Raw genomic sequence first — 21,465 nt, 5'->3', positions numbered from 1 at the left:
GGGGACACGGGGATGACGCACTACGGCACCCACGACCAAGGTCACGGCTACCAAGGTCCGGGCTACACACAGCCCTACCAACAGACCGGCGGCTACCCACCCGCCTACGGCAACCAGCCACCATCCGGCCCGCCGCCCCGCCCATCATGGAAGCGACGCTGGCCCCTATGGGCCGCCCTCGGAGTCGTCGCCCTGCTGTTCGTGTCCTGTGTCGCCGCCATCGCCAGCTCGGGTGATGGCAAGTCGTCCGCCAGTGCAACACCGACACCGACACCGACAGCCACACTGACGACGACGCCAGCACCGGCTACTTCGGCGGTCACTGTCGCCTCGACGCAGCCAGTCGCCCAGCCGACCGCGAATGCCACACCCGAACTCGTCGCCGTTCCGAACGTCGTCGGAAGCGATCTCCAGTCCGCGCAGGAAACCCTGTTCCCACCGCTGCGGTCCACATCAATCGACGCGACCGGGCAGGGCCGGATGCAGCTGTGGGACCGGAACTGGGTCGTCGTCCGCCAAGACCCGCCAGCAGGCACGCAGGTCGAGGCGCTGACCGACATCAAGCTGTATGTGATCAAGCCAGGTGAGACTGCCCGCTGACGCAAGACCAGGCTGGCAGGTCAACCAATCGCCGGAGGGACATCACGCCGCGGGTAGGGACGTCGAGGGGGCTTGCATGCCGGGTCGGTTCCGCCGCCCACGTCCCGAGACCGACGAGGAGAGGGACGCCCGCCTCGCAGGCACGATCGTCAACGGCCACTGGGAGGCCGTGCAGATTCTCGAACCGATCGAGCTGGAAGATCTCGAACCAGCCGAGAAGATCGCCTACGCGCAGACACTCGCGATCCTGGCGTTGACACATCGGCTGGACAGGCTCGGCAAGGCGGCCAACAGCGACAAGACGGCCAGCAGCATGGACCCGTTGGTCGCGAGACTCGCGGATGCGATCGAGCGGATAGCGAACTTCGGCGTCCCGCCACCGCCCGGCTGACAGCCCCTTGAGGCTCAGGCTGCGTGGTGGACGACGTTGGGCGAGGACCGACGGAAGCGGGTACGGCGGACCGACTCGGTACGGCGCATCCGGTAGGCACGGACCGCCTTCTCGCTGACCCCGTCGCCGAGGCGGGACAACTCGCCACTGGACGGCGACAGGTAGCGGCGGACCGTCCGCGACTAGGTGCCGAGGCGCTTCGCCGCTTCCTCGACGGTCAGTTCGGGGGTCGAGGAGGTCCCGTGTCGCCATTGGCGCTATTGATGATCTAGTCGCCGTGGCGTCGGCCATCCGCTGGTGTCCAGGAGCGGACAAGTGATTCGGCGCGTTGCCGGAACACTGCAGCCACCAGCCCAACGGTGGGACGGCAAGTAGCGAGGAGATCACGGCAAATGTCCACAGTATTGCGTCGGCGGGCGTGCGGCGAGGACCAGGCCAGGAGCGCGGGCGCTCAGCGTGGTCGCCGCCGGCGTCGGGGGCTTCTCGCATCCGTCCTGGCCATCAGCATGGCCGCCGTTGTTCTCGGCGTCGCCTCTCCCGCTCGGGCCGCGTCGCCCTACTACCAGTTCAAGTCCGTGAGGTCCGGGCTCACTCTGGACGTCAACGGGGGGTCGACGGCGCCCGGCGCCCAGGTCATCCAGTGGTCCAGCAACGGCGGCGACAACCAGCGCTGGGCGCTGTTCTTGACCGGCAACCAAGGCCAGGTCGTCAACAAGAAGAGCGGGCTTTGCCTCAACTTCGACGGAGTAGTCGGCCACACCCTGACGCAGGAGCCGTGTGACGGCCGGTTCACCGAGCTGTGGCAGTTCCAGGTCGCGGCGGACGGGACCTTCCAGCTGCGCAACTATTGGAGCGGGCTCTACGCCGACGTCTACGGCGACAGCCTGTGGCCGGGCGCGCCGATTGACGGGTGGTACGGCAACGGCGCGCTTAACCAGCAGTTCGTGTCGGTCTTCTTGGGGTAGCGACGCGACCCCCCAGGACTACCGAGGGATCGGAACCGACTGCGTGGGCGTCCTCGAAGCACTTGGACGCACCGTGTACGACCCCTTCAGTCGGTGACTGGTGGAGCCGCACTTTGGGCAGCGAACCTGCCCGTCCTCGTCCAGCACGCCCTTAATTCACGCCAACGCCCCCCAGTTGTCGTAGCGGAGGACACCCTAGACCGGTGCGCCAGAATTGCGGCGCTACCCCTTGTCGGAGATCGGCGCCGCTGCCAGGTTGGTCAGCAACGAGAAGTCGACCTGGCTCTCCAATCCTGGCGGCTTCCCAGCCGACTACGAGGCCGGCTTCCCCACGCTCTGCGAACTTGCTGACAAGCGGCTCGCCGAGCATGGGTGGCGCCTCGAAGGTGACTGGAGCAGGACCCGGCGGGGTGTCAGCGGACGTTGTAGAGACCGCGACGGGGCCGACGGTCGGCTGAGCCGAAGACGACGAACGCCCCTCCCGGTCTCGGCTGGGAGGGGCGTTCGCGTTGCACACCTCAATGCCAGCGTAGATCGCGGACGTCTGGGGCGCCGGGCCTGGGGGATGCCCCCGAATCGGGGCTTGTCACTCACTGTCGCCGTCGGTCGCGACGGTCCCGCGTGGCGCCGATCAGTCTTCGGACCGGGCTGGACCGTCTCTGGACCGTCGCGCACGCGAGACACCGCGAGACGTGGCTAGATCATGCCGGGTGTAGCTAGCCTGGTCAGAGCCATGATCCGGAATTCGTGCTGGTCGATCACAGGCCGAGGTCCTTGGCGATGATGGTCTTCATGATCTCGCTGGAGCCGCCGTAGATGCGTCCCACCCGGGCGTCGGCCCAGGCCCGGGCGACCGGGTACTCGGTCATGTATCCGTAGCCGCCGAACAGCTGCAGGCAGGCGTCGGTGACGCGGCCCTGCATCTCGGTGACGAACAGCTTGACCTTCGCCGCGTCCGTCGGGGTGAGCTCGCCCGCGTCGAGCGCGGTCAGTGCCCGGTCGAGCATCGCCCAGCCGGCCTCGACCTCGGTCGCGCAGCCGGCCAGGACGAACTTGGTGTTCTGGAAGTGGCCGATCGTCTTGCCGAACGCCTTGCGGCCGTTCACGTAGTCGACGGTCTGCTGGACGACGGACGCGGCCGAGGCCTGCGCGTTGACGGAGATAGACATCCGCTCCTGCGGCAGGTGGGAGGTCAGGTAGGTGAACCCCTGGCCCGCCTCCCCCAGCAGGTTGGCCGCAGGCACCCGGACGTCGTCGAAGAAGATCTCGCAGGCCTCCTGGATGTGCAGGCCGATCTTCTTCATCTTCCCGCCCCGGGAGACGCCCGGCGTCTTCGCGTCGATGACGAGCAGCGACAGGCCGGCGTGCCGCTGGGCCGGGTCGGTCTTCACCGCGGTCAGGAAGACGTCGGCGTTCAGGCCGCCGGTGATGAACGTCTTCGAGCCGTTCACCACGTACTCGTCGCCCTCGAGGCGGGCGCTCGCCGACAGGCCCGCGAGGTCGGAGCCCGCCCCCGGCTCGGTGAGGGCCAGCGCGCAGACCAGCTCGCCGCTGGCCAGGCCAGGCAGCCAGCGGGACCGCTGCTCCTCGTTCGCGTGGTCGACGAAGTACGGCACGCTGATGTCGCAGTGGATGCGCAGCGGGCCGAGGCCCAGGCCCAGGCGGCCGGCCTCCTCGGCGACGACCGCGTTGAACAGGTACGAGGCGCCGCCGCCGCCGTACTCCTCCGGGATGCCCAGCCCCAGGATGCCGAGGTCGCCGCACTTGTTGTAGAAGTCGCGCGGCGGCATGCCGCGCTCCTCCCACTCGTCGAAGTGGGCGACCACCTCCTTCTCGAAGAAGGTCCGGACCGCCGCTCGGAATGCCTCGTGCTCAGGTCCGTAGACCGTGCGTCGCACCGGTCGTCACCCCTTGTTCGCGTTGAGCTTCTCGACGATGGCGGCGAAGTCTGGCGTCTTGAACGACTGCTCCTCGGCGTTCGTCGCGTAGTCGAGGCTCGCCATCACCGCCCGTTCCAGGTGGATGTTCAGCAGCCGCTTCGTCGACTCGACAGCCTGGCGGGGCAGGCCGGCGATCTTCTTCGCACACTCGAGGGCCTCGCCGAACGGGTCGGCGACGATGTGGTTCGCCAGACCCATCTGCAGTGCCCGCTCGGCGGGGATCTTCGCGCCGGTGAGCGCGTACTCCTTCGCCCAGTGCAGGCTCGTGTGCAGCGGCCAGGTGAGCGGGCCGCCGTCGGCCGCCACCAGGCCGACCTGCACGTGCGGGTCGAGCAGGTACGCCCGCTCGGCCAGGTAGACGATGTCGGACAGCGCCACCAGGCTGCAGCCGAGGCCGGCCGCCGGCCCGTTGACCGCGGCGACGACCGGCACCCGGCAGCGCGCCATGCCGAGCACGAGCTCCCGGCCGTGCATGATCGTCAGCCGCTGCAGATCGGGGTCATCCCTCAGTCGCTTCAGGTAGGCGAAGTCACCGCCGGCCGAGAACGCCCGCCCGGCGCCCGTGATCACCGCGGCCCTGGCCTCCAGGTCCTCCGACAGCAACGTCCACACCTTGGCGAGGCCGAGGTGCAGCTCGTGGTTCACCGCGTTGAGGTTGTCCGGCCGGTTCAGCGTGATGATCCGGATCGGGCCGTCGGCCCGGACCTGGATCTCGTCCGGCAGGTCGTACAGGTTGTCCGACATCGTTGTCCGTCCCTTCCGGCCAGGTCAGCTCGTCGGCAGGCCGAGGATGCGGCCTGCGATGATGTTCTTCTGGATCTGGGACGTGCCGCCCATGACGCTCTGCGCCCGGCTGTACAGATAGGCCTCGAGGTTCTCCCGGTCCCTGGTGCCGGTGACGGCCAGCGCCGCGTGGCCCACGGACTGCTCGACCCAGGTCATGAGCAGCTTGTCCAGCGAGCCGTCCGAGGTGTGCGTGACGCCGTCGAGCTGCTCGGACAGCCGCCGGCGCACGTGCAGCCGCAGCATCTCGGCCTGCACCGCCGCCCAGCGCAGGTCGTCGGGCACCTTCCCGCCGGCGGCGTCGGCCGTCTGCGCGAGCGAGCGGACGAGCTTGCCGTAGCGGGCGGAGAAGCCCAGCGTCGACGGCTCGCGCTCGTGACCGACGACGGTCATCGCGAGCTTCCAGCCGTCGCCGGGCTTGCCGACCATGTTGGCGGCCGGCACCCGGGCGCCGTCGAAGACGACCTGGCCGAACTCGGCCGACACCCCGTTGATCATCTTCAGGGGCCGCTGCTCGACGCCCGGCTGGTGCATCGAGACGATGAAGCCGGAGACGCCCTTGTGCCGGGGCACGTCCGGGTCGGTGCGGGCGAGCACCAGGCACAGGTCGGCGACGTCGGAGTAGCTCGTCCAGATCTTGTGGCCGTGGATGACGTACTCGTCACCGTCGAGCTCGGCCCGGGTGGTCAGCGAGGCGAGGTCGGAGCCGGCGCCCGGCTCGCTGAAGCCCTGGCACCACCGCTCGGTCCCGTTGATCATTCCGGGCAGGAAGCGCTGCTGCACCTCCTCGCTGGCGTGCCGGCCGAGGCCGTGCGCCAGGTAGCCAAGGCTCGGCCGCGGCGGGGCGCCGGCGATGGCCAGCTCCTCGTCGAGGATGACGTCGTAGACCGGCGGCAGATCGTGCCCGCCGAACCGCTTCGGCCAGGACAGGCCGAAGAAGCCGCCCTCGTAGAGGGCGGTGTGCCACCGCCCGGCCTGGTGCCAGTAGTCGTCGCCGGACGCCTTGAACTCACCGGCGTGCTCGGCCAGCCATGCCCGCAGCCGCGCGCGGAACGCGGCCTCTTCCGGGGAGTCACGAAAGTCCAAGGTCGATCTCCTCAAGACTGGCCGGGAACAGCTCCGCGGACGTCAGCACGCGCCGCAGGAAGACATGCGCGAGGCACTCCCAGGTGTTGCCGATGCCGCCGTGCACCTGGATCGAGGTCTCGCAGATGGTGCGGGCGGCGCGCTCGGTGTAGACCTTCGCGACCAGCGCGGCCTGGACCGCCTCGACAGCCGACAGCTCGTCGACCGCCCACGCGGCGTGCCGCAGCACACTCACCGACCCCTCGACGAGGGCGAGCGCCTCGGCGAGCAGGTGGGCGATCGCCTGGTACGAGCCGATGGCGTGGCCGTACTGCTGGCGCACCTTGGCGTACTCGACGGCGAGGGCCTGCGCGCCGCGGGCGGCGCCCAGCATGTCGGCCGCGGTCGCGACGAGCGCGAGCGCGTGCCACCGCAGCGCTGCCTCGGCGTCGAGCTCGCCGACCGCCGTGAGCGGGCCGGCGACCTCGCCGGTGAGCCTGGTCAGGTCGACGCCCTCGACGGTCACCCCGACGCCGCCGGCGAGCACCTGGGTGCCCTCGAGCGCGAGCAGGCCGCGCAGGCCCTTGGCGTCGACGGCGATGCCGTCGACCGCGACCGTGGCCGCGCCGGCCGCCGCCGTCTCGAGGCCCTCGGGCGCGGGCTCACCCGCCGCGGTGAGCCGCGCGTACAGGTCGTCGGCCAGCACCGGGCCGACGAACGGCACGTCGATCAGGCCGCGGGCGAACTCCTCGGCGACCAGGGCGACCTCGACACCGGAGGCGCCGTCGGACCGCAGGGTCCGCCAGCCGGTCGCGGCGATCGCCTTCTCCAGCCGCGCCGCCCGGTCGTCGTCGGCCAGGTCGAGCACGGACCCGGGGCCGAGATCATCCGCGAGCCGGGCGGCCGCGTCCCGCAGCTCGCGCTGCTCACTCGTCAGACGAACGTCCATACTGCTCCTTGTTTCTGGTTCGCTCCGTCCGGGCGCCGCGCTCCGGCCCCCTCCTCGCTTCGCTCGGAGGGGACCTCCGCGCGGCGTCCTCCTCCGCTCACGTGCCCTCCGGCGACCTCCGCTGCGGCCCAACCACGTCGCTTCGCTCGTGGCTGGGCCTCCGCGGAGGCACGCCTCCGGGCCAGGACGGTCGCCTGCCGCTGCACCTCACCAATCCGAGCTGGCCCACATGTCGAGACACGTCGCTTCGCTCGTGGACGGGCCTCCGCGGAGGCACGCCTCCAGGCCAGCCCGGTTGCGGAGCGCTTCAACGTTGCGAGCGGTGTAAGCGTTTGCGGGGGGCCACTTCGCTTCGCTCGTGGCCGGCGCCTCCGGGCCAGGACAGTTGCGCAGCGCTTGAACGTCATGGACGGAGCCGGGCCTGCGGTCATCCGGCACCCCGAAGCGACTCCGGCGCGAGCGCCGTGTCGCGCAGGACGCGGCGCAGCACCTTGCCGGAGGGCAGCCGCGGGATCTCGGCGACGAACACCACCTGGCGCGGCCACTTGTAGGACGCGAGCCGCGTACCGACCAGAGTGAGCAGCTCCGCGGCCAACGCGTCGTCGGACGTGACGGCCCACACGTCCGCCGCCTGCCCGGGCGGGGCGGTAACGGGGGCCGAGGCGGGGGCCGTACGGGTGACGGCGGCGACGATCACCTCGCCGGACGCCGCGTCCGGCACGCCGAACACGGCGCAGTCGGCGACCGCCGGGTGGCCGTGCAGCACCGCCTCGACCTCGGCGGGCGCGACCTGGAAGCCGCGCACTTTGATCATTTCCTTGCGCCGGTCGGTGAGCCGCACCCAGCCGTCGTCGTCGATGGTGCCGACGTCGCCGGTGCGGTACCAGCCGTCGTCGAAGGCCTCCGCGTTGGCGTCTTCTGGCAGGTAGCCGGCCATCAGCGACGGCGAGCGGGCCTGGATCTCGCCGGTCTCCCCCGGGCCGAGCGGCTTGCCGGTCTCCAGGTCGACGACCCGGAGGTCCACGCCCGGTGCGGCCTTCCCGACGCTGTCCAGCCGCGCGCCCTCGAGCGGGTTGCAGGCGAGGACAGGCAGCTCGCTCGCGCCGTAGGCAGGGAGCCACCGCACCCCGGCCCGGCGGGTGACGGTCTCTGCGACGCTGGCCGTGACGGGTGTCGCGCCCCACATGATGAAGCGCAGCGACGAGAGGTCGAACGACTCCAGGTCCGGGTGTGAGGCCATCGCGAGCGCGATCGGGGCGACCGCCATCTCGATGGTGATCCGGTCGTCCTGGATCGAGCGCAGCAGCGCGTCCAGGCTGAAGCGGCGGTGCAGCCGCATCCAGGCCCCGGTCTCGAGCGCGGTGACGATGTTGAGGATGCCGAGGATGTGCGACGGCGGGGTCGCGACCTGGATACGGTCCGCCGCCGTCATCCCGAGCACGTCGCGCCAGTGGCCGACGGCGGCGGCGAACGAGCCGTGGGTGTGCCGCACGGCCTTCGGGAGCCCGGTCGTGCCGGAGCTGAACACGAACAGCGCGTCCGCGGCGGGGTCGGGAGCCGCCGCCTCGCCGGGAGCGGATGCCTCGGCGGGGGCCGGTCGCTCGCCGGGAGCGGCGACCGGGGTGGGCTCGGTAAGCTCGACGAGCTCGTCCAGGTGGAGCATCGGCATCAGTTCGGCGAGCACCGGGTGGTCACCGACGGCGTGTGCCGGCTGGCTGACAGCCAGGGCGTGCTCGACGTCGCCGCGTTTCCACGCGGGGCTGAGCAGCACGACGGAAGCACCTAGCCGCCAGATGGCCCGTACAGCGATGATGAATTCTGGACGGGTCGACGACATCAGCGCCACGCGGTCACCGGCACGGACCCTACCGCCAGCGAGCCGATCGGCTAACCCGCTGGTCAGGGCGTCCAGCCGGGCTTGGCTGTACTCCTGCTCCTCGAAGACGAGGACCACCATGGAGAGGCTCCCGTCTCGTCGGTGGAAACTGTATTCTCGTCTAGTTAGAACCTTAATACCAGAGGATGTCGTCACATGCCGAGACCTCCGCTGTTCCAGCGTGCGACCGTCACCCGGGTGATCGAGGAGACGGCCGACGCGCGGACGTTCGCGCTCGCCCCGGTCGCGGGGCCGTGGGAGTACCGCGCCGGCCAGTTCTGCACCTTCAAGGTCACGATCGACGGCCAGGAAGTGCTGCGCAGCTACTCCATGTCGAGCGCGCCGGAGACAGACGGCGAGCTCGCGGTGACCGTCAAGCGAGTCCCCGCCGGCCGGGTGTCGAACTGGATGATCGACAACCTGGCCAAGGGCGACGAGGTCGAGCTGACGAGGCCGCACGGCGTCTTCTGCCTTCGCGAGACCGACGCGCCGCTGATCGGTTTCTGCGGCGGCAGCGGGATCACCCCGGTCATCTCCCTGGCCAAGAGCGCGCTCGCCACGACGAACCGCCGGGTCCGGCTCCTGTGCGCCGACCGTGACCAGCCTGCGGCGATCTTCTGGCAGGCGCTGGCCGACCTGGCCGAGCGGTACCCGGGCCGGCTGTCGGTCACCCGTCACCTGGACGTCGAGAAGGGCTTCCTGGACGCGGACGCGGTCCGCGTCTTCCTCGGCGAGGACACCGGCGCCGACGTCTACATCTGCGGCCCGACGCCGTTCATGGACCTGGTCGAGGCCGCCATCCCCGTGGCAGGGAAGATCTTCATCGAACGGTTCGGCGTGACGGCCCCGCTGCCTCCGGAGGAGGACGAGGCCATCGGCACCGGGGCCGAGGGCTCCGGCTCGGCGGCCAGCCAGGTCCTCGAGGGCACGGTGACGATCATCCTGGGCCGCAAGAAGGTGACGGTTCCCCGCCGGCCCGGCGAGACGTTCCTGGAGAGCGCGCGCCGCGGCGGGCTCACCCCGCCGTTCTCCTGCGAGTCCGGCACCTGCGCGACCTGCATGGCCCACGTCGAGGAGGGCGAGGTCTCGATGCGGGTGAACGACGCGCTGACCGACGACGAGGTCGCCGACGGCTACGTGCTCACCTGCCAGGGCCTCCCCGAGTCGGACAAGGTCGTCGTCAAGTACGAGTAACGCGGTCGGTTCAGGCGCGGCCGTGCTCGCCAAGAGCTGGGGGCGGGCCGTAGGCCGGTTCGTAGCCGTCGACACGGATAGGGCTGCCGATCAGACGGAAGCCGCCGCCCGCGTCGACGACGGCCTCGGGGGCCTCGGCCAGGGCGTCGGGCAGGGAGCGGACCGCGGCGATCGGGATGCCCTGGGGACGCAGCCGCGCCTCCCAGCCGCGCGCTGTGTCCGCCGCCAGTGCCTTGATGACGATCGCCACCACCTCCTCGCGGCTCGCGGCCCGGTCGGCCATCGTCGGGAAGGCCGCGACCTCCTCCGGGGGGATCCCGGCCTCCGTCACGAACGTCCGCCAGGAGCGGTCGTGCGTCAGGAACATGGCGATGAAACCGTCCGCGGTCGGGAACAGCTGCGCCGGCACGTAGTACGAGTGCGCTCCGAACGGGTGGCGCACCGGCTCGGTGCCGTCGTTCAGGTACGCCGACGCCTTGTAGTTGAGCTGGGAGAGCATGACGTCGCGCAGCGACACCTCGACCTGCCCGCCCCGGCCGGAGACGATCTGGGCGAGCAGGCCCAGCGCGGCGGTCAGGCCCGCGGAGTTGTCCGCCGCCGTGTAGCCGGGCAGCGTCGGCGGGCCGTCCGGTTCACCGGTGAGCGCCGCGACGCCGGTGGCCGCCTGGATGATGTAGTCGAACGCCGGGTCGTCGCCGGCGCGCAGGCCGTAGCCGGTGATCGCGACGCAGACGAGCTTCTCGTTGTACTGCCTGAGCGCCTCGTAGGTCAGCCCGAGCTTGCGGATCGCGGACGGCCGCTGGTTGACGATCAGCGCGTGCGCGCCCGCGGTCAGCTCGTGCAGCCGGTCCTGGCCTTCCCGCGTGGTCAGGTCGGCGACGACGCTGCGCTTGCCGCGGTTGAGGCTGGCGAAGTAGGCCTCGCCGACCTGCCGCGACATGTCGCCCGTCGGCGGCTCGATCTTGATGACCTCGGCACCGAGGTCCGACAGCAGCATCGAGGCGTACGGGCCGGCCAGGATGTGGCCGGCCTCGAGAATCCTGATTCCCGCCAGCGGCCCCTGACCCGCGGCGGAACCGGTCAGGGCATCCCGAACTCGCTCCGTCACCGCGCTCCCTCCGTGCGCGGCGCGTGGCACCGTCAAGTGACGGCGCCTGGGCGCAGCGCCCACCCAGCCACCTCGCCGACCCGCGACACCGGGCCAGACCACCCATCATCATGGGCCTCGAGAACTGGGACCACGTGCGAGGGAGCTCAGCGCCCCGTCCTGATTCCCGAACAACGGCCGCCGGGCGCGCGAAGGAAGATCATTGTCGCGCACCCTTTGGCCCCCTACTAAGCCCGAAGGTCGGCGGCGATCTGGGCGTAGACCTCGCGGGTTCGGCGCTTGGAGGCCACCAGCTCGTCGCGGTTGTCGCCGATCGGCAGCAGCCGCGCGGAGAGGTCGGTGACGCCGGCGTCGACGAACTGCTTGATCCGGGCGACGATCATCTCCTCGTCGCCGACAGCGGCGAGGTCGCCGACGTCCTTGGCGTCGCCCTGGTCGAGCAGCCGCTGGTAGTTCGGGGAGACCTCTGCCTCGCCGAGGATCCGGTTGGCGCGCGCCTTGGCCTCCTCGACCTGGTCCCGCAGGCACAGGCACACCGGAATGCCCGCGACGATCCGCGGCGCCGGCCGCCCGGCCTCCTCGGCCGCCTTGATGATCCTCGGCGCGATGTGCCCGCCGATGGCGCGCTCGTCGGCCAGCCACAGCACGGTGCCGTCCGCCTTCTCGCCGGCGATGCGCAGCATCACCGGGCCGAGGGCGGCGACCAGCACCGGCAGCGGCGCGACCGGGGTGAGGCCGAGCGGGTTGTGGACCGTGAAGGTGTCGTTCTCGACGTCGGCGCCGCCGGTGCCCGCCAGGGCGGCGTTCAGCACCTCGAGGTAGTCGCGGGTGAACGCGGCCGGCCTGTCGTAGGGCAGGCCGAGCATGTCCTTGACGATCCAGTGGTGCGACGGCCCGACGCCGAGCGCGAGCCGGCCGTTCGTGGCGGCGTGCGCCGACATCGCGGCCCGCGCCAGCGCGATCGGGTGCTGCGGCTGCAGCGGGACCACCGCGGTCCCCAGCTCGATGCGCTCGGTCACCGTGCCCATCAGCGCGACGGTGATCAGCGCGTCGAAGTCCGTCGGGACCTGAGGGATCCAGGCGGTGTCCATCCCCGCGCCCTCAGCCCAGCGCACGTCGTCGAGCATCCGGGCGGCCTTACGCGCGGAGTCCCCGCGCTCGGGCCCGATCATCACGCCGAACCGCGCCATCTTCTCCACCTAACTCTTCGGTCAACTCTTACGCGCCGCCGCCAGCGTCAGCGCAGGCACAGTCACAGGCACCTCGCCGGCGCGGACAAGGACCGGCCCGGGTGTGCGCACCGGCCCTGTGACCGCACGGTCGGCGCGAAGCGCCCCACTCAGGCGGCGCTGGCGACGCCGGTCACCTCGGCGCCTGACCGGCCCGTGCCACTCTGGCCGAGCGGGTTCCCGGCCGTCACCGCAGCTGGTCCTTCATTACCTTGCCCGTCGCGTTCAACGGGAGGGCGTCGAGGAACTCGACATATCGCGGCGCCTTGAACCCGGCCATCCGCACCTTGGACCAGGACATGACCTCCTCGGCGGATACCTGAGCACCCGCGCGGAGTACCAGGAACGCCTTGCACACCTCGCCCAGCCGCTCGTCGGGCACGCCGATGACGGCGGCCTGGGCGACGGCCGGGTGCTCCAGGAGGTATCCCTCGATCTCGGCGGGATAGGCGTTGAACCCGCCGACGATGAACATGTCCTTCTTGCGGCCGACGATCTTCAGGTAACCACGCTCGTCGAGGGAGCCGAGGTCGCCGGTGTGCAGCCAGCCGTCGGCGTCGATCGTCTCGGCGGTGGCCTTCGGGTCGTCGAAGTAGCCCTGCATGACGCTGTAGCCGCGGATGAGCACCTCGCCGTCACCGGCGACCGCGACCTCGATGCCGTCGCAGGGCGCGCCGACGGTCGTCGCGATCGACTCGAACGAGTCGCCGGGACGGGAGGCCGTGGCGGTGCCGGCCTCGGTGAGCCCGTAGCCGGTCATGATGTGCTGGAACGGCAGCTCGGCCTTCATCCGGCGGATGAGCTCCACCGGGATGTCGGCCGAGCCGGTGACCGCGCAGCGCAGAGATGAAAGGTCGTGCCAGGCTCTGCCACCTTCGGCCAAGTGCGGGCCGCTGGCCTCCAGCAGCGAGTGGTAGATGGTCGGCGCGCCCGGGAGCATGGTGACCTTCTCCCGCTCGACCAGCTCGCCGACCTTGTCCACATCAAAGACGGCCAGCGGCAGAATGGTCGCGCCACGAATGAGTGACGCGACAAGCCCTGCCTTGTAGCCGAACGTGTGGAAGAACGGGTTGACGATCAGGTACCGGTCGCCCTCGCGCAGATCGGCCTGGTAACACCACTCGGAATACAGCCGCAGGGTCTGCCGGTGGTTCATCATCACGCCCTTGGGGCGCCCGGTGGTGCCGGAGGTGAAGATGATGTCGGCGATGTCGCCGCCGTCGACCTCCCGCTCGAACGGCGAGCCGCTCGTGAGGAAGTCCGACTTCAGGTCGATGTTCGTGACCCCGTCCGGCACCTCGTAGTCGATACCGAGGAAGCCGGGCTGGGTGAGCACGGCCTTGGCACCGCTGCGCACGATGATGTCGGCGGCCTCGGCCGCCTTGTAACGGGTGTTGACGGGAACCAGGACACCGCCGGCGGTCAGCAGTCCAAAGGCCGCAATCGCCCACTCGGCGGAGTTGGGCGCCCAGATAGCCACCCGGTCGCCCTTGCCAACGCCAAGCGCGGCGAACGCGCCGGCCGCCCGGCGGACCCGCTCGACCAGTTGGACATAGGTCAGGCGCAGGTCACCGTCGACGAGCGCCTCGGCGTCACCGAACCGCTCCGCGGTGCTGGCCACCATCCGCGGGATGGTGTCCCACGGCAGCCCCGTGAACGTCGCGCTCTCGGTGCTCCCGGCAATCCTGAGGTCCCCGGCCACTCTGAGTGCCTCTGGGGACGCGGGCCGCCGGGCATGCGAAGGAAGATCATTCTCGCATGCCCTTTGGCCCTCTCGGTTCTCTGTCACCTGGACGTCCTCGTCACTCGGCTTCCTGGTTCCGTACTCGGCTTCCTGGTTCCATCGCGGCGGCGCTCAGCGGTCGATCGGCCGTCGATCGGCCCGATGTGGTCGCTCGTGTCGACGACCGGGTCCGGCGAGCGCGTCGACATGAGATCCATCCTTGCTCAAGGCGAGAATCCTATTCTCTGGCCTGTCCGGCCGCAATGTCCCGCCGCAGGAGCACCTTCTGGACCTTGCCGCTGGCCGTGCGCGGGAAGTCGCCGACCGTGTGGACCTCCTCGGGCCACTTCTGCCTGGCCAGCCCTACCCGTTCCAGGTGCGCCCGCATCTCCGCGAGCGTCGGCACCTCGTGCCCCGGGGCGAGCCGCAGCACCGCGGCGGCGTGCTCGCCGAGGCGCGGGTCGGGGGCGGCCACGACCGCCGCCTCGGCGACGGCCGGCATCGTGAGCAGCGCCTCCTCCACCTCCAAGGCACTGATGTTCTCCCCGCCGCGGATGATGAAGTCCGCCTTGCGGTCGACGATCGTGAGGTAGCCGTCCGCGTCGAGCACGCCGACGTCGCCGGTGTGGTACCAGCCCTCGTCGTCGAACGCCTTCGCCGTCAGCTCGTCGTCGAGGTAGCCCAGGCACAGGTCCGGGCCGCGGCTGAGGATCTCGCCGTCCTCGGCTAGCTGGATCTCGACGCCCGTCATCGGGTCGCCGTCGGTGAAGATCCTCTTCTCGAGGGCCGCGGAGTAGCGCGAGCCGGTGATCGACGGGTGCTCGGTGCTGCCGTACGACCGGAAGACGGTGACGCCCAGGTCGGTGAGCCGGGTGGTGACCGCGGCCGGCACCGAGGAGCCGCCCAGGCCCGCGTAGCGGATCCCCTCGTAGTGCTTGGCGAGCTCGAAGTCGGGGTGGTCGACGATGCTGGTCATGAAGAAGGTCGCGCCGCCGCCGACGGTGAGGCCGTCGGCGAGCAGCGCCAGCACCTTCGCCGGGTCCCAGACATCCAGCAGGTTGATCGGCATGCCGTCCAGCACCGGGATCAGCAGCGCGTTGAGCATCCCGATGAAGTGGCCGACCGGCGCGCCGGTGAGCTGGGCGCCCCGGTCCTCGGGCATCAGCCCGGCGAGCTGGCGGGTCTCGAAGACCAGCGTCTGGTGACTGTGCACCACGCCCTTCGGGTCGCGGGTGGTGCCCGAGGTGAACGCGATCACCGCCGTCGAGGCTGGGTCAACCAGGAGCACGCCCTCGAGCGGCTCGTCGGCCAGCAGGTCGTCGAAATCCACCGTTCCGCCGCGTCGCTCAGAGCCTTCTGCTTCGCCGCGTCGGTCACGCGCTCCGGCTCCGTCCTCGCTCCGCTCGGACGAAACGACCTCCCAGATCGACTTCGTCGATCCGGCAGGAACCCCGTCCGCGCGTGCCCTCCTTCGCTCAGGGTCACGGTCGACCACGCCGACGATCGGTACCTCGGCGCACAGGTCCTCGTGCAGTTCCATCCGGCCGAACCGCTCCGCCGTGACGAACACCTTCGGCTTCGCGGTGCGCAGGATGTAGCCGAGCTCCTTGCGGCCGTAGAAATGCACGATCGGCACGACGACCGCGCCGAGGAACGTCGACGCCCAGAAGGTCGCCGCCGCCTCCACCCAGTTGGGAAGCTGGACGGCGACGACGTCGCCGGGGCCCACCCCGCGCGCCCGCAGCCCCGCGGCGAGCCGGCGGGCGAGCCGCTCGACGTCGCGAAGCGTCCCCTCATACGGCCGCACGTCCGAGTGGACCCGGAACTGGGCGTCGGGCGCGGCCGCGAGCCCGGCCGCTAACAGGTCACCGAGCGTCTCCCGGGTCCACCACCCCTCGGCCTCGTAGCGCTTGACCAGCTCGGCGGGGATGGTTCGCATGCTGGTGCACACTCCGTTTCGTGCGGCGACGGTACTCTCACCAGACGAGAACGTTAGTACCAAAGACGGAGAAGGCATAGTGATCGATCTCGACATCGACGGAGGCCTCGCGGTCGTCACGGTCGACCGGCCCGAGGCACGCAACGCCATCTCGCGGGACACGATGGACGAGCTGGAGAAGGTGCTCGACGCCGTCGACACGTCGGGAGCGCACGCGCTGGCCATCACCGGCGGCGGCGACCGTGCGTTCATCTCGGGCGGCGACCTTAAGGAGCTCGCCACGATCCGGACCAAGGAAGGCGCCGTCGACATGGCGCTGCGGATGCGCGGGCTGTGCGACCGGATCGCCGCGTTCCGCGGGCCCGTCATCGCCGCGATCAACGGCCACGCCCTCGGCGGAGGCGCCGAGGTGGCCATCGCCGCCGACATCCGCGTCGCCGCCGAGGACATCCGGATCGGCTTCACCCAGGCCATGTTGGCGATCATGCCGGGATGGGGCGGCGCGGAGCGGCTGGCGGCCGTCGTCGGCCGCGGCCGGGCCCTCATGCTCGCCGGCTCCGGCGCCGTCGTCGACACCGCCGAGGCCGCCCGCCTGGGCCTGGTCGACAAGGTCCTCCCACGCGCCGAGTTCGACGCCGGCTGGCGCGCGCTGGCGAAGTCCCTGGCCCACCACCCGGCCGCCGAGACCAAGCGCGTCATGTCCGGCACGGTCGGCCCGCGGGAGGCCGCCGAGGCCTTCGGCGACCTGTGGGTCTCCGACGCGCACTGGGCCGAGGTCGACAAGGTCCTGAACCGGATCCGCGACAAGTAACAAGTAAGGACGACAACAGCGCCCTGGGTATAACAGCGCCCTGGGTATAAGGAGGGGAGGACGCCGAGACGGCGTCCTCCCCTCCTGCCTGTGGCCGTTGTCCCCGGCACCGGACCGTCGACGAGCCTCGGCCCGGCGGTCAGGTAACCGCGCCGGCTTCCTTCAGGGCGATGATGCGGTCCCAGTCGTAGCCGAGTTCGAGGAGGACCTCCTCGGTCTGGGCGGCGAAGTCCGGCGCCGGGGCCGCGACGGGCGCGGTGACGTCGAACTGGACCGGGTTCGCGACGAGCTCCATCTCCCCGGCGTCGATGATGTACTCGTTGGCCCTGACCTGCGGGTCGGCGCTGACCTGCAGCGAGTCCTGCACCGGGGCCCACGGCCCGGACAGGGTGGCCAGCCGTTCGGTCCACTCCGCCAGGGTCCTGGTGGCGAACGCCTCCCGTAGCAGCTTGACGCCCTCGGGGGTGTTCTGGCCGATCAGCTCCGCGGTGGCGAACCGGGGGTCGTCGGCCAGCTCCGGCCGGTCGACGTGGCGGCACACGTCCGCCCAGAACCGGGCCGGCTGCAGCATGACCAGGGAGATGTACCGGCCGTCCCTGGTCTTGTACAGCCCGGAGAGCGGGTTGGTCGGCGCGCCGTGCTCGCCGGGCACGATCCCCTCGAAGGCCATGTTGACGAACTTCGACAGCGCGACCCCGTGGCCCATCGACCAGACCCCGCTGCCCAGCAGCGAGACGTCGACGATGGAGGGCTCGCCGGTCCGCTCGCGGCGGAACAGCGCCGCGGCGATGCCGCCAGCGAGGTTCGTGCCGGAGATCGTGTCCCCGTACGCCGGCCCGGGCGGGTTGACGACGCCCTCGGTGCCCGGCGGCGTCAGGCTCGCGGCGGACGAGCCGCGCGCCCAGAAGGCGGTCATGTCGAACCCGCCCTTCGTGGACTCCGCGCCGCGCGGGCCGAGCGCGCTGCCGCGCGCATAGATGATCTTCGGGTTGACGGCGCGGATGTCGTCGACGTCGACGCGCAGCTTCTCGCGCACCTTCGGCAGATGGTTCGTCAGGTACACGTCGGCCTGCTTCGCCAGCTCCAGCAGGACCTCCCTGCCGAGCGGGTTGGCGATGTCCAGGCCAACGCTGCGCTTGCCCCGGTTGCTGTGCCAGATGTTCGGGTTCGGCCCGGCGGGGTCGACCTTCATCTTGCCGATCTGCGTAAGCCCGCGCTGCGGGTCGCCAGTCACGGCATGCTCAATCTTGATGACCTGAGCGCCCCACTCCCCGAGGACCGCGCCACCCGACGGCACGAAGCCGTACATGGCGACCTCGAGGACGCGGATGCCTTCCAGGGGCCGGGCGCTCACCGGCCCAGCCCCTGGGTCAGCTTGACCACGCTCACTTGACCGGCACCGCCAGGGTCTTGCGCTCCAAGAACTCCTCCAGCCCGGGCACGCCCATCTCGCGGCCGATGCCCGACTGCTTGTACCCGCCGAACGGCGAGTCCGGAGCGAACCAGTTGCCACCGTTGACGCTGATCGTCCCGCTCCGGATCCGCCGGGCGATCGCGATCGCTCGCTCGTCGTCCGCGCCGAACACCGAGCCGGACAGACCGAAGATCGAGTTGTTGGCGATCGCGACGGCGTCGTCGTCGTCCTCGTAGGCGATGATCGCCAGAACCGGGCCGAAGACCTCGTCCTGAGCGATCTCGCTGTCCTGGTCGACGTCGGCCAGCACCGTCGGGGCGTAGAAGTAGCCGGGCCCGTCGAGGCTCTTGCCTCCGGCGACGAGCGTGGCGCCGGCCGCGACGGCCCGCTGGACGATCCCGTCGACCTTCTCGCGCTGCTCGGCACTGATCAGCGGGCCGACGTAGGTCTCCTCCAGCGCCGGGTCACCGACCTTGATGTTCTCGATCGTGGCCTTGACCTTCTCGACGAACTCGTCCTTGCGCGAGCTGGGCACGAGCAGGCGCGAGGTGACGGCGCAGCCCTGCCCCGCGTGCGAGCAGATCGTCATGGTCGCGATGAGGGCGAGAAAGTCCGCGTCCGCGTCATCGACGGCTATGAGCGCCGACTTGCCGCCGAGCTCCAGGAAAACCTTCTTGACGGTCTTGGCGGCGACTTCCATGATCCGTCGACCGACCGGCGTCGAGCCGGTGAAACTGATCATGTCGACGTCGGGGTGGCCGGTGAGCACCTCGGCGACCTCGACCGACGGCGAGGTGATCACGTTGACCACGCCGGCCGGGATGTCGGTCTCGTTGGCGATGATCTCGCCGAGTGCCAGGGTGATCAGCGGAGTCTGCGGCGCGCCCTTGAGGATCACGGTGCAGCCGGCCGCGAGCGCGGGAGCGACCTTCGCGATCGCGATCTGGGTCGGGTAGTTGTAGGGAATGATCGCGGAGACGACGCCCGCGGCTTCCTTCTCCACCCAGCGTCGATTCTTGATCCCGTGGGACTCGACCTCCGGAAGCTCCTCCGTGAACGAGTAGCCCGCGGCCAGGTCCGCGTAGTACTTCACGATGTCGATCGGGACATCGAGCGCCGCGCCGTACGTCATCACGCGCGGGTGCCCGACCTCGGCGATCGTCAGCTCGCGCAGCTCCTCGCGGTGCTTGACCAACGCCTCATGCAACTGGTTCAGGCAACGCACCCGGAACTCGACGTTCGTCGACCAGTCCGTCGTGTCGAACGCCCGGCGCGCCGCCTTCACCGCGGCCACCGCCTGCTCGACCGTCGCGTCCGGTGCCTCGCCGAGAACCTCGCCCGTCGTCGGGTTGAGCGAGACCGTCGCACTCGGCGCCTCGACCAGCTGCCCGTCGATGAGTAAGCCCTTCACGGCAGCTCCCTCGCCCTCTTCTGGTTGGTTCTCGTGGTGCGTCCTCGCCGATCATCCCCGAGGACGCACGCCGGATGTGCGCGGAGGCCCGTTACCAGCGCTTCCCTGTGCTGGAAGCTACATTCTCACCTGACGGGAATCAAGATTTCATGGACTGCCCGGTACAGCGGGCCGCCGCCGGGTGCCTCGACGGCCCGGGCACATACCCGGGCCGTCGACCCTACCGGGCACAGCGCACCCGCGGCGCCCGGCCGACGGGGCGCCGCGCGCCCCGCCGGTGCCCTCTCAGACCGTGGCGGGCAGCGCCACCGGGACGTTCATCAGCTTGGCCAGGTTCTCGCCCATGACCTTGCGGATGAACGGCTCGGGCTGGTCCTTGAGGTCGTCGATGTAGCTGACCGGGTTGGCCAGGCCCTCCGGGTGCGGGTAGTCGGAGCCGAAGAGGATGTGCTCCTCACCGAGCAGCTGGGCCAGCTCGGCGAAGTTCTCCTCCCAGAACGGGCTGATGTAGATGTTGCGCTTCAGGGCCTCGACCGGGTTCTCGATGAAGTCCTGCGGCATCTTCTTGTAGAGGTCCTTGAGGGTCTTGAGCAGCGGCCCGACCCAGGAGGCGCCGTTCTCGACGACCGCGACCTTCAGCCGCGGGAAGCGCGACACGGCGCCATGGATGACCAGCGACGCCACCGCGTCCTCGATCGGCCGCCAGGAGTGCAGCATCCGGAAGGCGTTCGGCTGGAAGGGCAGGTGCTCGGTCGCGGCCCCGGTCCACTCGCCGGTGAAGCGGGAGTAGCCCGAGTCGGACGAGTGCAGGGCGACCAGGATGTCGGCCTCCTGGACCCGCGCCCAGAACGGGTCGAACTCCGGCAGCGCGAACGAGCGCGGCCCCCGGTAGCCGGGCACCGGCGCCGGCCGGACCAGGATCACCTTCGCGCCCCGCTCCAGGACCCACTCCAGCTCCTCGACCGCCTTGTCGACGATTGGCAGGGTGATCACCGGGGTGGTGAAGATACGGTCGAGGCCGTTGTAGTTGAACTGCCAAGTCTCGTAGAGCCACTCGTTGAGCGCGTGGATCGCCGCGTGGGTCAGCTCCGGGTCGTCCTTCATCCGCTCCTCGAGCAGGCTCGCGAGCGTCGGGAACAACAGGGTCCTCGCGAGGCCCTGCTCCTCGTCCATCAGCTTCAGGCGCGCCGCGGGCTCGCGCCAGGCCGGGATGCTCTTCACCGGCTTGCCGAAGATCTCGCGGCGGGACTTGCCGTCCGGGTTGCCCTTGCGGTAGTACTCCTCCTGCGCACCCGGCCGGGCGACGACCTCGAAGGTCGGGTTGGGGATGTACTCGCTGACCGTCCCCTGGACCATGATCTTCGTGCGGCCGTGCACGTCGACGTAGTCGATCGCCTTCTTGTAGCGCGGCGGCAGGTACTTGGTGAACGCGTCGATCGTCTCGTACAGGTGGTTGTCGGCGTCGAACACCGGGATCTCGGGGCCGGACATCGGGCCTCCCGCTTGGGCTCTGGCTGGTTCCGTCGAAGTTAATTAATAATGCACCTATCGGCCGGGTGCACGGGCGCGAGCCGGGTGGCAGTGGTCACGGCGCCCCCGTCCGACCTACCGGTGGCGAACCGAATCACGTTCTGACACGATCGTCGAAACCTGCTCCTCGGGCAACCGCCCCGACACCCGGCCCACCGGCCGATGCGGGGTACGGGCCCTCGGCACGTACGCACAAGCAGGCCGACGATCGGACTGAGCATGATCGGGATCAGCGACCGCCACAGGGGGTTACCCTCGGCGGGGCGCGGCACCCGCAGCGCACGAAGCGCTCGGGCCTCGCAGCGAGACCGGCCGCGCGGGCGAGCACACTGTCCACGGGCAGCAACGAACTCGCCGGCCGACTCGCACCGCGAGGCCCGAGATGAGCGAACCTACTATGTGAACGCTCACTCAAATGCCCGCGGCCAGGCGGCCCGCGACTGCCCCCGAAGCTCGCCTGAAGCCCGGCTGAAATGCGAGGAAGGCGTTCACTCTGGGCGAACCGTTGACGAAACGGTGTCGAGCATGTATTCACTT

General features: G+C 70.2%; 17 protein-coding genes. 5 read left to right on the top strand and 12 right to left on the bottom strand.

Going from position 1 to position 21,465, the window contains the following annotated elements:
• Positions 1-12: 12 nt before the first annotated feature.
• The 3 genes from QOZ89_RS27660 (at position 13) to QOZ89_RS27650 (ending at position 1,956) form a co-directional block, all read left to right on the top strand.
• On the top strand, positions 13-600 hold the full coding sequence (locus tag QOZ89_RS27660) for a PASTA domain-containing protein (protein WP_083418285.1): 588 nt from the start codon (positions 13-15) through the stop codon (positions 598-600).
• Positions 601-676: 76 nt separating this feature from the next.
• Entirely contained in the window at positions 677-991 is a 315-nt protein-coding gene (locus tag QOZ89_RS27655; protein ID WP_071047509.1) for a hypothetical protein, read from the top strand.
• Between the two features lie 506 nt (positions 992-1,497).
• Positions 1,498-1,956, top strand: a complete 459-nt coding sequence (locus QOZ89_RS27650; RefSeq protein WP_157910445.1) for an RICIN domain-containing protein — start codon at positions 1,498-1,500, stop codon at positions 1,954-1,956.
• Positions 1,957-2,714: 758 nt separating this feature from the next.
• Here QOZ89_RS27650 and QOZ89_RS27645 read toward each other — a convergent pair.
• The 5 genes from QOZ89_RS27645 to QOZ89_RS27625 form a co-directional block, all read right to left on the bottom strand.
• Positions 2,715-3,854: an acyl-CoA dehydrogenase family protein gene (locus QOZ89_RS27645; RefSeq protein WP_312626265.1), complete on the bottom strand. Its 1,140-nt coding sequence runs from the start codon at positions 3,852-3,854 to the stop codon at positions 2,715-2,717.
• 6 nt (positions 3,855-3,860) lie between these two features.
• Entirely contained in the window at positions 3,861-4,640 is a 780-nt protein-coding gene (locus tag QOZ89_RS27640; RefSeq protein WP_198543129.1) for an enoyl-CoA hydratase/isomerase family protein, read from the bottom strand.
• 24 nt (positions 4,641-4,664) lie between these two features.
• Positions 4,665-5,765, bottom strand: a complete 1,101-nt coding sequence (locus tag QOZ89_RS27635; protein ID WP_312626260.1) for an acyl-CoA dehydrogenase family protein — start codon at positions 5,763-5,765, stop codon at positions 4,665-4,667.
• Positions 5,752-6,693, bottom strand: a complete 942-nt coding sequence (locus QOZ89_RS27630; protein ID WP_312626258.1) for an acyl-CoA dehydrogenase family protein — start codon at positions 6,691-6,693, stop codon at positions 5,752-5,754. Before QOZ89_RS27630 ends, QOZ89_RS27635 begins: the two co-directional genes overlap by 14 nt.
• Before the next feature lie 427 nt (positions 6,694-7,120).
• Positions 7,121-8,650 (bottom strand): class I adenylate-forming enzyme family protein, encoded by a 1,530-nt coding sequence (locus QOZ89_RS27625; RefSeq protein ID WP_312626256.1) that lies wholly within the window; start codon positions 8,648-8,650, stop codon positions 7,121-7,123.
• 75 nt (positions 8,651-8,725) lie between these two features.
• Between QOZ89_RS27625 and QOZ89_RS27620 the strand changes: the two genes are divergently transcribed.
• Positions 8,726-9,763 (top strand): ferredoxin--NADP reductase, encoded by a 1,038-nt coding sequence (locus QOZ89_RS27620; RefSeq protein WP_071047515.1) that lies wholly within the window; start codon positions 8,726-8,728, stop codon positions 9,761-9,763.
• A 10-nt stretch (positions 9,764-9,773) separates the two neighbouring features.
• Here QOZ89_RS27620 and QOZ89_RS27615 read toward each other — a convergent pair whose 3' ends face one another.
• From QOZ89_RS27615 to QOZ89_RS27600, 4 genes are all read right to left on the bottom strand, one after another.
• Positions 9,774-10,871 carry a CaiB/BaiF CoA transferase family protein gene (locus QOZ89_RS27615; protein ID WP_241841569.1) on the bottom strand — a complete coding sequence of 366 codons (1,098 nt, stop codon included), beginning with the start codon at positions 10,869-10,871 and terminating at the stop codon, positions 9,774-9,776.
• Positions 10,872-11,098: 227 nt separating this feature from the next.
• Positions 11,099-12,061, bottom strand: a complete 963-nt coding sequence (locus QOZ89_RS27610) for a TIGR03564 family F420-dependent LLM class oxidoreductase (RefSeq protein ID WP_071047516.1) — start codon at positions 12,059-12,061, stop codon at positions 11,099-11,101.
• A 226-nt stretch (positions 12,062-12,287) separates the two neighbouring features.
• Complete coding sequence (locus QOZ89_RS27605) at positions 12,288-13,748, bottom strand: FadD3 family acyl-CoA ligase (protein ID WP_071047623.1); 1,461 nt, start codon at positions 13,746-13,748, stop codon at positions 12,288-12,290.
• A gap of 313 nt (positions 13,749-14,061) precedes the next feature.
• Complete coding sequence (locus QOZ89_RS27600) at positions 14,062-15,762, bottom strand: AMP-binding protein (RefSeq protein ID WP_116271447.1); 1,701 nt, start codon at positions 15,760-15,762, stop codon at positions 14,062-14,064.
• Positions 15,763-15,841: 79 nt separating this feature from the next.
• Between QOZ89_RS27600 and QOZ89_RS27595 the strand changes: the two genes are divergently transcribed.
• On the top strand, positions 15,842-16,573 hold the full coding sequence (locus QOZ89_RS27595; RefSeq protein WP_071047517.1) for an enoyl-CoA hydratase/isomerase family protein: 732 nt from the start codon (positions 15,842-15,844) through the stop codon (positions 16,571-16,573).
• 139 nt (positions 16,574-16,712) lie between these two features.
• Here the strand turns inward: QOZ89_RS27595 and QOZ89_RS27590 are convergent, their stop codons facing one another.
• The 3 genes from QOZ89_RS27590 to QOZ89_RS27580 all read right to left on the bottom strand — a co-directional run bounded on the left by QOZ89_RS27590 (position 16,713) and on the right by QOZ89_RS27580 (position 20,889).
• Positions 16,713-17,927 (bottom strand): CoA transferase, encoded by a 1,215-nt coding sequence (locus tag QOZ89_RS27590; RefSeq protein ID WP_312626251.1) that lies wholly within the window; start codon positions 17,925-17,927, stop codon positions 16,713-16,715.
• 31 nt (positions 17,928-17,958) lie between these two features.
• Positions 17,959-19,398: an aldehyde dehydrogenase family protein gene (locus tag QOZ89_RS27585; RefSeq protein ID WP_071047518.1), complete on the bottom strand. Its 1,440-nt coding sequence runs from the start codon at positions 19,396-19,398 to the stop codon at positions 17,959-17,961.
• A 285-nt stretch (positions 19,399-19,683) separates the two neighbouring features.
• Positions 19,684-20,889, bottom strand: a complete 1,206-nt coding sequence (locus QOZ89_RS27580) for an amidohydrolase family protein (protein ID WP_071047519.1) — start codon at positions 20,887-20,889, stop codon at positions 19,684-19,686.
• Between the last annotated feature and the right edge of the window lie 576 nt (positions 20,890-21,465).

This window comes from Pseudofrankia coriaricola (assembly GCF_032027725.1).
Taxonomy (GTDB): Bacteria; Actinomycetota; Actinomycetes; order Frankiales; family Frankiaceae; genus Pseudofrankia.
The sequence above is the reverse complement of the archived record's forward strand: the minus strand, read 5'-3'. Positions and strand labels throughout refer to the sequence as shown.